Origin of the sequence: Ottowia thiooxydans DSM 14619, from assembly GCF_000422885.1 — a bacterium.
Classification (GTDB): Bacteria; Pseudomonadota; Gammaproteobacteria; order Burkholderiales; family Burkholderiaceae_C; genus Ottowia; species Ottowia thiooxydans.
Genome location: NZ_AUGX01000028.1, coordinates 68,191 through 78,635 on the forward strand (window position 1 = coordinate 68,191; position 10,445 = coordinate 78,635).

General features: G+C 58.4%; 8 protein-coding genes. All 8 read left to right on the forward strand.

The genetic code is table 11. The features are described from left to right. Positions 1–288 precede the first annotated feature (288 nt). The 8 genes from G518_RS0119800 (at position 289) to G518_RS0119835 (ending at position 9,817) form a co-directional block, all read left to right on the forward strand. Positions 289–1,269 carry a Fe(3+) ABC transporter substrate-binding protein gene (locus G518_RS0119800; RefSeq protein ID WP_425414297.1) on the forward strand — a complete coding sequence of 327 codons (981 nt, stop codon included), beginning with the start codon at positions 289–291 and terminating at the stop codon, positions 1,267–1,269. Between the two features lie 153 nt (positions 1,270–1,422). Next, positions 1,423–3,060 (forward strand): ABC transporter permease, encoded by a 1,638-nt coding sequence (locus G518_RS0119805; RefSeq protein ID WP_028604029.1) that lies wholly within the window; start codon positions 1,423–1,425, stop codon positions 3,058–3,060. A gap of 6 nt (positions 3,061–3,066) precedes the next feature. After that, on the forward strand, positions 3,067–3,852 hold the full coding sequence (locus tag G518_RS36020; protein WP_084652009.1) for an ATP-binding cassette domain-containing protein: 786 nt from the start codon (positions 3,067–3,069) through the stop codon (positions 3,850–3,852). Between the two features lie 28 nt (positions 3,853–3,880). Next, a complete protein-coding gene (locus G518_RS0119815; RefSeq protein ID WP_028604030.1) occupies positions 3,881–4,561 on the forward strand; it encodes a heavy metal response regulator transcription factor in 681 nt (226 codons plus the stop codon). A gap of 45 nt (positions 4,562–4,606) precedes the next feature. Continuing rightward, positions 4,607–6,013, forward strand: a complete 1,407-nt coding sequence (locus G518_RS38660; RefSeq protein WP_084652011.1) for an ATP-binding protein — start codon at positions 4,607–4,609, stop codon at positions 6,011–6,013. Positions 6,014–6,381: 368 nt separating this feature from the next. Next, positions 6,382–8,568, forward strand: coding sequence for a TonB-dependent receptor family protein (locus G518_RS0119825; RefSeq protein ID WP_211231747.1), 2,187 nt, complete (start codon positions 6,382–6,384; stop codon positions 8,566–8,568). A gap of 126 nt (positions 8,569–8,694) precedes the next feature. Beyond that, positions 8,695–9,195 carry a Fur family transcriptional regulator gene (locus G518_RS0119830; RefSeq protein ID WP_028604032.1) on the forward strand — a complete coding sequence of 167 codons (501 nt, stop codon included), beginning with the start codon at positions 8,695–8,697 and terminating at the stop codon, positions 9,193–9,195. Positions 9,196–9,292: 97 nt separating this feature from the next. Next, positions 9,293–9,817 (forward strand): hypothetical protein, encoded by a 525-nt coding sequence (locus tag G518_RS0119835; protein ID WP_028604033.1) that lies wholly within the window; start codon positions 9,293–9,295, stop codon positions 9,815–9,817. Positions 9,818–10,445 lie beyond the last annotated feature (628 nt).

Genomic DNA, 10,445 nt, shown 5'->3' on the forward strand with positions numbered 1-10,445 from the left:
TGAATAAGCCTACACAGAGCGAGAGTGTGTGTCTTTCCCCATTGCTACAGTCGAATAGCAGAAGGAGGCGTTTGGACGAATCAAGGCCTGGGTATTTTGAAAAATGACAGAAAGATAACAAAAGCCGAAGTCAATCCTGTGGTTAATGAGAACAAGAATTACTCGCGCTTGGTAAGATGCGCCGCAATAGATCGGCTGGTTTTTTCTGCGATTCTTCCTCAAGGCACTTTCATGAAATTCGTACCTCGTTCCTTTGCTCGCCTATCCGTATGGGTTGCAGCCGCGTCTATGGCGGGTGCAGCCATGGCAGCCGGTGAAGTCAATCTGTACACCACCCGCGAGCCGGCATTGATTCAGCCGCTTATCGATGCATTTACCAAGGAGCAAGGTGGCACTATCAAGGTGAATACTGTGTTCGTCAAAGATGGCCTGCTGGAGCGGGTCAAGGCGGAGGGCGCGCGCTCACCCGGCGACGTGTTAATGACGGTGGACATAGGTAACCTGATTGATTTGGTGGACGGGGGTGTGACTCAACCAGTGCAATCTGCCACGCTTCAGTCGGTGCTGCCACCCAACTTGCGCGATGCTCAGGGCCACTGGTTTGCGCTGTCGCTGCGCGACCGCGTGCTTTATGCGGAAAAGGATTTGCCCGTTACTCGCTTTACCTATGAAGAGCTGGCCGATCCCAAATGGAAGGGCAAGGTCTGCATTCGCGCCGGCCAGCACCCCTACAACACAGCCTTGGTCGCCGCCAAGATCGCAAACGATGGCGTGGCCGAGGCTGAGCAGTGGTTGCGTGGTGTGAAGGCTAATCTGGCCCGCAAGGCCGCCGGTGGTGACCGTGACGTGGCGCGCGACATCCTGGGCGGTATCTGCGATATCGGCATCGCCAACTCCTACTACGTGGGGCAAATGAAGAACGCCGCTGCGGGCAGCGACAGCCGTAAATGGGGTGACGGCATCAAAGCCATCCGCCCAACGTTTGCGAAAACAGGTGGAACACACGTCAACGTTTCTGGCGCAGCCGTGGCCAAGAACGCGCCGAACAAGGCGAACGCAGTGAAGCTGCTTGAGTACCTGGTGTCCGAGCCGGCCCAAGCCTTGTATGCGCGCAGCAACTACGAGTACCCCATCCGTGCCAATGTGCAACAGGATGCGGTCATGTCGGCCATGGGCCCGTTGAAGATCGATGCACTTTCCGTGGCTGAAATCGCGAAGTACCGCAAGCAAGCTAGCCAGTTAGTGGACAAGGTCGGCTTCGACAACTAAGGCTGACAACGCCTTGCCGGGCGCCGGCGCGGGTTTTTTGGCATGGCCATCTTCGGATGGCCGTTGCCATTGGTTTCGCCGCAAGGGATATCAGGCATCGGGCAGGTGCAGGGAACAACTTATGCGGATATATGGTTCGACTAAAGGTGGCGGATGCTAGCCGCCGGTCGGGGGAGGGCGGGCCTCCTGGGCGCCATGCTGGTGGCGTTTCTGGTGGTGTTGCCCGTGCTGGTTCTGAGCGGCCATGCGCTGATGGCAGATTCAACGCACTGGTCGCACCTGGCGAGCTACGTTCTACCGCAGGCACTACGGAACACACTGCTATTGCTGGCGGGAGTTGGCCTGTTATGCGCAGCCTTGGGAACCGGTAGCGCCTGGTTGGTAACGGCCTACGATTTTCCGGGGCGCGGGGTGATCATCTGGGCGCTGTTGTTGCCGCTGGCGGTGCCTACCTATATCGTCGCATTCTCGTACCTGGATCTTTTGCATCCAATTGGGCCGGTACAGACAGCGTTGCGCACTCTGCTGGGCTATGACAGTCCACGCCAGTTCCGTTTACCCGATCTACGTTCATTGCCAGGCGCGGTCTTTGTCTTGGGCTTCGTCTTGTACCCCTACGTGTATCTGACCACACGCATGATGTTCATGAGCCAGGCGGCCAGTCTGCTCGAAGCCGCGCGCACTTTGGGCGCAAGCCGCGGTGAGGTGTTCCGCGAAGTGGCGATGCCACTGGCGCGCCCTGCCATCGTCGTGGGCATGAGCCTGGCGTTGCTGGAAGCACTCAACGACATAGGCGCCTCCGAATTCCTGGGCGTGCAGACCTTGACCGTATCGGTCTATACAACGTGGACCACCCGCTCGGACCTCGGTGGTGCAGCACAGATCGCGCTGACCATGCTTTGCATCATCGTCGGCCTGATCCTGTTGGAGCGCCATGGCCGCAGGCGCCAGCGATTCGCCAGTACGCAACGCATGCGCCCCATGCAACCCAGGCGGCTGCGGGGGCTGGCAGCGGCAGGTGCGCTGACACTGGGGTCCATACCTGTGTTGCTGGGCTTTGTAGTGCCCACGGCCTACCTGGTTGCGGAGACGCTCAAGCGGCTGAATCTGGTGGGTGGAGTATCAGAGCAGTTGATTCGAGCCTTGGTCAACACGCTGCTAATGGCTTCGATCGCGACCTTTCTGGCGGTGGCTTGCGGCCTGATGCTGGCGTGGGCAAGCCGCACGCTTCGTGAAAGCGTCCGGTTCAACATGTCCCGCGCTTGCGTGCGTGTGGCCAGCCTGGGGTATGCAGTGCCGGGCACTGTACTTGCGATCGGTCTGCTGACGCCGTTGATGTTTGCTGACCAGGTGCTGGGTGCGGTATTCGGTTACTCCGGCCTGCTGCTGATGGGCAGTACAGCGGCGCTGGTGATTGCTTACGTCATTCGATTTGTAGCGATTCCGGCAGGTAGCATAGAAGCCGGTCTCACACGCATTCCTCCGTCATTGGAGCAAGCGTCACGGTTGCTTGGCGAAAGCTCGGGCGGCACGCTGCGGCGCGTGCACCTTCCGTTGCTCAAGCCTGCACTCGCAGCGAGTGCGCTGTTGGTGTTCGTGGACACGATGAAAGAGTTGCCGGCCACCTTGCTGCTTCGTCCGTTGAATTTCGACACCCTGGCCACATGGTTGTACGCGGAAGCGGCCCGCGGGACCTATGAGGAGGGAGCCGTAGCGGCGCTGGCCATTGTGGTGGCCGGCCTGCTGCCAGTGATCCTTCTGGCGCGTACCAATTTGAGAATGGAATCCTGAGTCACCATGTCCATCCTGCTCGAACTTGATCGCATCCACCTCGCCTACGACACACCACGAGGCTTGCGCACGGTCACTCCTGGGCTCAGCCTGGAGCTGGAACGCGGTCACATAGGCTGCTTGCTCGGCGCATCGGGCTGTGGCAAGTCCACTGTGCTGCGTGCCATAGCGGGGTTCGAGCCCGTGCGTGAAGGTCGCATTGTGCTTGAGGGGCGCTTGCTATCCTCGCCCCAACAGCAGGTGGCTCCGGAACTTCGGCATGTAGGCATGATGTTTCAGGATTACGCTTTGTTTCCCCATATGAACGTGGCGCGTAATGTCGGTTTTGGTCTACGCCGTCAAGGACGGGCACAGCGCGAGGCGCGTGTCGCCGCCATGCTGGAGATGGTGGGCTTGGCAAAGGCCGGGGACAGCTATCCGCATGAATTGTCCGGCGGGCAGCAACAGCGTGTGGCCTTGGCACGAGCCCTGGCGCCCTCCCCGGAGCTGTTGTTGCTTGATGAGCCGTTCTCCAACCTTGATTCCGATACGCGTGAGCACTTGGCGGCAGAGGTTCGGGATATCCTGCGATCCACCGGCCATACAGCCATTCTTGTAACTCACAATCAGGCCGAAGCGTTTGCGATAGCAGACCGCATTGGCAGCTTGTCCGGGGGGGAGCTCCAGTACTGGGAGGAGCCATCGGTTCTGCGCCAGCGTAAGGGCAGGCTGGCTTCAGAGACCCGGCATGCTCACCTGAACGCAGCACCCATGAATGCCGTACCTATGACGCGAAACCAAGCATGCGCGTGATCCCACAGGCCACAGAGGCGAGCCGGTAATGCGAATACTCGTAGTGGAAGACGACTGGAAGCAAGCTGACTATTTACGCCGAGGCTTGATGGAGGCCGGTGGATACACGGTGGATATTGCCTCCCGCGGTGATGACGGATTACATCTCGCTGCCGTGGAACGCTACGATTTGTTCGTACTCGATGTCATGCTTCCTGGCATTGATGGTTTTGGCGTGTTAAGCGGGCTGAGGATCACTTCGAATGCTCCTGTGCTGATGCTTACCGCGCGCGACCGGGTTGAAGACCGTGTACGTGGTTTGCAGAGCGGGGCGGATGACTATCTAGTCAAGCCTTTTGCTTTTTCCGAGTTTCTTGCCCGCGTGCAAGCCTTGCTGCGTCGCAGCAGTGTGCGGCGCACGGATGAGGCGGAGCAGTTCCAGCTTGAAGACCTCGAACTGGATCCCAGGCGACGCCGGGCGTATCGGTCCGGCCGCCAGATCACGCTCACCGCGCAAGAGTATTCATTGCTGGCGTTGTTGCTGCACCGCCAAGGAGAAGTGCTCTCGCGCAATGAGTTGGCAGAGCAACTTTGGGGCGTAAGTTTCGACAGCGACACGAATGTGGTCGAGGTGGCGATCCGGCGTCTGCGCCTGAAGCTCGATCAGCCCGAGGAAGAAAAGCTTCTGCACACCGTGCGTGGGATGGGGTATGTGCTTGAGCGGCGTTGATCAACAACTGGCCATGCTGCCAGTCTTGGCGCAGCTGGGCGATAGATGACTGGATTGAACTGGTGGCGTAGGTCATTGCATTTGCGCTGGGCGAGCGTGCAGGTAATGGCGGTCGCGGTCGTTCTTGCGGTCGTAGGGACGGCGCTCTTCAAGACCTTGCAAGCGCATCTGGTTGAAAGCGATCACCAGTTGCTACAACGACAGGCCAGATGGCTGTTGATGGGTGATCTGCCAGTCGATCAAGGCGAGCGCTTGAAGAACTTGCGTTATCGGTTGGACATGCTGAATGATCTACACCCCGACCTGCGTACAAGCATGCGCACGGAAGCCGTTTCGGACACTGCCAAGGAGCTAGCCGCAGCCGGGCACGGTGGGGACTCGCCGGTTTGGACTGTCATGCTGGATGGACAGGAGTTCGACACAGTCGATCTGGAGATTCCGGCTGACGGACTGTTCGTCACACAAGTGCGTCTTATGGCTCCTGTCGCGCCGCGTCAGGCCGAGTTGCGCTACTTCGGCTGGATCATTTTAGTGGCGGGATGTGCTGGTATCGTGATTGCTGCGGCGCTGTCTGTGCCCGGTATGCGCTGGAGCGGACGCCGCCTGAGACAACTCTCGCGGGAGGCTCATGCGGCTAACCAGGGTGGGCGCCTGTCCATGACCAGCGTTGACGCCGAACTGGTTGAGCTGGTTCAGGCGTTCAACAGCACGCTTGATCAACGTGAAGCGGTCTTTCGGCAATCGGAAGCGTTCAGTGCCGACGTAGCTCATGAATTGCGATCGCCGCTCGCGACCTTGATCGGTGGCACGCAACTCGCACTGAGCCGGCAGCGCTCTTCCGAGGAACTCAGAGATGCATTGGCGTCTAACCTTGAGGAGCTCGAACGGCTGAAGAAGCTTGTTAACGATATGTTGTTTCTGGCCCGGGCCGATAGGGGAGAAAGCGCTGAAAGCCTGGAACGGGCTGATCTTGGTGCTCTGGCCGATGCCATGATCCACTACTGCAGCGCGCTGCTCGATGAGGCCGATCTGACGGCAGTGCGCGTTGGTACGGCCACTGCCATCTGCAACGAGGCGCTGATTCGCCGCGCCATGGCCAACCTGCTCTCCAATGCCATCCGCCATGCGCAAGGTGAGCGCAGCGTGGAACTGCACATTCAGGCCCTACCGGGCAGGGTGCGAATCTGGGTGTTCAATGCGGGCCTTCCAATTCCCGAAGAAGTGGCCGAAAGGATTTTTGACCGCTTCTTCCGTGCCAATGCTTCGCGCTCTGACCATACCTCACGCCATGGCTTGGGTCTCGCCATTGTTCACGCAATTGCACGTATGCACGGAGGCAACGTGTTCATGCAAGTGCACAAGGATGGCAACTCCATTGGGTTCGAAATCCCTAGCGCTCTGGCATCTGCGCAGGTGCGGGTTCGTGATGCCGTGCAAGAAGCGCCACGTTGAAGGAGGCAGATTGCTTTAGAACCACTAGGGAGGCTCTGCACAAATCGATCACCGTATGCATCGGTGGATTCGGAGGGCGCCTGGCTGCGGTCTGCCGCGTTGCAAATCCTCGCGATACCGCCCGGCATCCGTGCGGATATGCGCCTTGCATCCTATCCCGAACCACTGCTCACGCTTTCCGATCGATTTGTGCAGAGCTTCCCTAGATGACAGGATTGTCATTTTCAGATCATCTTAATTTTAGCGTCGATAAATATGATTCTCATTCGCATTTGATTTATGAGAACACGCCGCTAATGATCTTCCATCCGTCACTCCCAAGGGCGCAAGCCTCACGTCCTTTTCTTCACCGTTTCCGCCGCACGACGGTGGCTCACGGAACCGCTGTATGTTGTCTGCTTGCTTTGCCGCTGACGACCATGGCCCAGTCGACCGCGCCAGAAGTCAAGACGCTTGATGCCGTGACCGTCATCGCCAAGCCGCAGGATCCGCAAAGCACCATGGGTTCCGCGTATGTCCTGACCGAGAAGGAGTTGGAGAAGTTCGAGAACACCAACATCAACAGTGTCTTGCGGCAGGTGCCTGGCGTTTACGTGCGGGAAGAAGATGGCATGGGGACATTTCCGAACATCGGCATTCGTGCCGGTTCTTCGGGCCGCAGCGGCCGCATTTCGCTGATGGAAGATGGCATTCCTGCAGCCATGTCGCCCTATGCAAACACGTCGGCTTACTACTTTCCGACTGTCGGTCGCATGGCGAGCGTTGAGGTTCTGAAAGGGCCTGAGATTTTGCTCTACGGCCCCCAAACGACATCCGGTGCCATCAACCTGCTGTCCACGCCTATCCCTGCAGTGGCTTCGGGTACGCTCAAGACCGAACTCGGGCAGTTTGGTACTCGCAAGGTACACGCCAACTATGGGGCGACGATCGGCCAATGGGGCTTTTTGGCTGAGACGTATCAGCGCCAGACTGACGGATTCCACAAGCTCGACCGCTCAGAACGTACAGCAGGCAGCGATGCCGCTGAGTATCTGCTCAAAGGGCGCTGGCGCAGCGCAACTGGCGCTGCCTACAACCAGCAGGTTGACATCAAGCTCTTCAGCGGCCAGGAAGATGCGGACGTAAGCTACTTGGGATTGACTGACGCTGACTTCCGGGCCAACCCAAACCGCCGTTACGGACTGGGCGAGCTTCAGCGCATGGACCGCAGCCGCAAGTCAGCCAGCGCTCGTCACCAGATCGAGTTGAACCCCAGCACACTTCTGACGACAACCGCCTACTGGGCAGACACTTCCAGGCACTACAACCGGCTCAATCAGGTCAACGGTGTGGGGATAGGGTCGGTAACGAACATCATCAACAACAATGAACCAGGGGCCGGGTTGATGCAGGGCATCCTGGACGGCACTGCCAATACAACCCACGCCAACGGCGTGCGCTATGGGCACAACCATCAGGACTTCGTGGCCAAAGGCCTGCAGGTCGACATGCTGAAGACCTTCGCCACGGGAGGCTTGCAGCATGAAGTGGTGGCTGGGGTGCGGTGGCACCATGACGCCACGAAGAACGGGGCCACGGGCATTGGCAACAGCATCTATCAGCAGGTCAACGGTAGCCTGGTGTATGAGTCCACCAGTGCCGCGCAACTGATGCAAGGCGAGGCGAAGGCGTTGGCCTTCTGGGCGGCAGACCGCATCACCATGGGTTCCCTCACACTGATGCCTGTGCTCCGCCACGAACGTGTGAGAAGCCACGCCAACACCGCACAGACCAAGACTGATCTGAACAGCAATCAGATCAACAAAACGACGATAGGCCTCGGCGCCAACTACGCACTGTCGCCTCAGTGGACGCTGCTGGGTGGTGTTCACCAAGGCTTTGCGCCGCCTGGATCGGGAGTGGCCAACGGCACCAAGGGCGAAGAAAGCATCAACTACGAGGGCGGTGTGCGATATCGTCAGGGCTCTTTGGGCGTGGACGCAATTGGTTTCTATACCGACTACACCAATGCCATGCGCAATTGCCTGGTAGGCAATCCTTGCCCCGGTGGGGCAGTGGAAGGCACGCAGCAAACCGGATCCAAAAAGGTGTACGGGTTGGAGCTTGGCGTGTTTGCGGATCTCTACAACCAAGGCGGACACCGTTTCCCTGCCAGGCTGGCCTACACCTTCACGAAGGGTGAGTACACCAAGGACTCCGATGTCGCCTCAGGTGTGAAGAAAGGCGATGTACTTGAATACGCCCCCAAACACATGGCTGCCGCACAAGTAGGGTGGGAAACATCTAGCTGGAAGAGCTACATCTCGCTCAACTATTCCTCCGGATCGTGCTCGACCAATACCTGTGGCCGCCCCGGAGTCAACGCCCGCTATCTGGAAACGGATGCCCTATTCACCGTTGATCTTTCCGCATCCTATCAACTCACCCGCGACGTGCAGCTCTATGCAAAGCTGGACAACCTGTTTGACAAGCAGAGGATCACCAGCCGAGGACCGGACGGTGCACGCGGCAACATGGGGCGCTACGTGGCTGTTGGCATGCGTATGAACTTCTGAGTGGTGTTTGTGATCTATCAGTGGCACGAGTGATTTTCGCAACGCGCGGAGATCGATCCATGGCATTGCACATCAGCCATACAGCCGTCCGGCGAAGACCCGGATGGCCATCTATAGCGATCATCCATGAGAACAACGGAATCCATTCTGGAATCACTAAGGGCGGCGGGGGTTCGCCCTACGGCCGCGCGTATCGCGATCATGCAGGTGCTGGAAAGTTCGGCCCCTCGCTCCATCAGTATTGATGCCATCTACCAACGGCTGATCGAGCGCGGGACCAAGTCGCCTGTGGGCACGATCTATTTGGCCGCGCGAGAGATGGCAGCCCGAGGTCTCATCTTGCGCGAATGGGGGTACGGACATCGAAAGATGATGTATCGCTTCAAGCCGAAAGACCTGGGCCAGGCCGCGCGCTTCAGGTTGGTGTGTCGAACCAGCGGCCGGATTGTGGAGATTAACGATGCCGAGCTACATGCCCAGATGCTGCAATCTGCAAGAGATTCCGGGATCTGTCTTGAAGGGCTGGTGCTCAATGTGGTGGTCGATCACCTGAAGACATGGCATTCGGATGATGCCAGCCCCCCTGTGCATGGCGCGCAATCTAGTCTGAGGTCGTTGCATTCCTGAGTCGCTCTGGCAAAGAAAAGCCGACTGCGCAAGGGCATGCTGCTAGACAGTGCACAATGGCGGAGAGGGTATCTATTCAAACAATCGGGAGGGATGAATGCGTTCTATTGCCAGTGGCGTGTACAAAACAATTCTTGGTTCTGTTGTTTTCGGAGCTTGCACGCTGACCCAGGCTCAGAGCCTGGTGTATGACGTGTGGGGGATGTCCTTTACCAATACAGCCCCAGGTAGCACCTCTGCCCCTATTGTTCGGTCTGTGATCAACACCACTGCAGGCGATGTCGTCATTACCGCCATAGTCTTGCCTCCCAATCCGCCATTCAATATCACTCATAACTGCCCAATAGCGCCTCTACCTCTCGCGGGCGGAGCTAGTTGCCAAATCACAGGAACATTCACCGCTCCAGCAGCGGCTGGCACTTCAACAGGCTCTGTTCGGGTGCAAGCAGAGGGTGCTAGCACTATCGCCTTGACGCTCAACGGTGTGTCGGCTGGCCCCACCCCGTCCCAGCCTCTGCTTGCTCCGCAGGCCGTCCCCGCGACCGGCCCACTGGCACTGATCCTTGCGAGCATCGCTATGACCGGACTCGCCTTCGTTTCAAAGCGTCGGCGCTTGAAGTAAGCCGGGGAGGCGAGTAGCCGCTGACGCCTCAAGCCCTTGGCTCACGATGCCTTCGGCGCACCGGCGCTAGCCTTGGGCAGGAAAATCACCTCACGCAATCGTTGCGTGCGGGCGCTCAGATCGTGTGTGATGGACTGGATGAGTTCTTGGCATCAAGCGCTCATTTCCCCGTTGCGATCAGCCAAGGCTCTTACATCCACAAGGCAAGGGCGAGTTCGAGCCTGGCGTGATCCTGATTCTTCGAAAAGATTGTTTCCAATCCAGAGAAAGTGTTGTTCTCGTTTGGGGGTTTTAAACACCCCTCTGCGAGCGCAAACTACGTCTTACGGAGCCGGCCAGTAGCTTTCCAAGCAAAAGCCTCCTCCGCGGTGAGTCCGAAAAGATAAAGCGGATTCAACGAAGAGGAGGCCGCCTTGACGGGCAGTCTCGCTGGACAAAGATTCAACTCAAAGGAAAAGATCATGCAAGTTAAAACCATCGCCCTCGCTTCCCTGTTTTCCGTCGTTCTGGCCGGCAACGCTTTCGCAGCCCAACCAGCATCTGGCGAAGGCCCACTGTTTCTGAATGAAGCACAGGCTGTCAGCACACTGAGCCGTGACGCTGTGCGTCAGGAAGCCATTGCCAACCC

What these genes read in the sequence shown, in the direction of transcription:
- G518_RS38660 (WP_084652011.1), top strand. Translation starts at nt 4,607, where the DNA reads ATGACTGGATTGAACTGGTGGCGTAGGTCATTGCATTTGCGCTGGGCG.
- G518_RS0119800 (WP_425414297.1), top strand. Translation starts at nt 289, where the DNA reads ATGGCGGGTGCAGCCATGGCAGCCGGTGAAGTCAATCTGTACACCACC.
- G518_RS0119815 (WP_028604030.1), top strand. Translation starts at nt 3,881, where the DNA reads ATGCGAATACTCGTAGTGGAAGACGACTGGAAGCAAGCTGACTATTTA.
- G518_RS36020 (WP_084652009.1), top strand. Translation starts at nt 3,067, where the DNA reads ATGTCCATCCTGCTCGAACTTGATCGCATCCACCTCGCCTACGACACA.
- G518_RS0119835 (WP_028604033.1), top strand. Translation starts at nt 9,293, where the DNA reads ATGCGTTCTATTGCCAGTGGCGTGTACAAAACAATTCTTGGTTCTGTT.
- G518_RS0119805 (WP_028604029.1), top strand. Translation starts at nt 1,423, where the DNA reads ATGCTAGCCGCCGGTCGGGGGAGGGCGGGCCTCCTGGGCGCCATGCTG.
- G518_RS0119830 (WP_028604032.1), top strand. Translation starts at nt 8,695, where the DNA reads ATGAGAACAACGGAATCCATTCTGGAATCACTAAGGGCGGCGGGGGTT.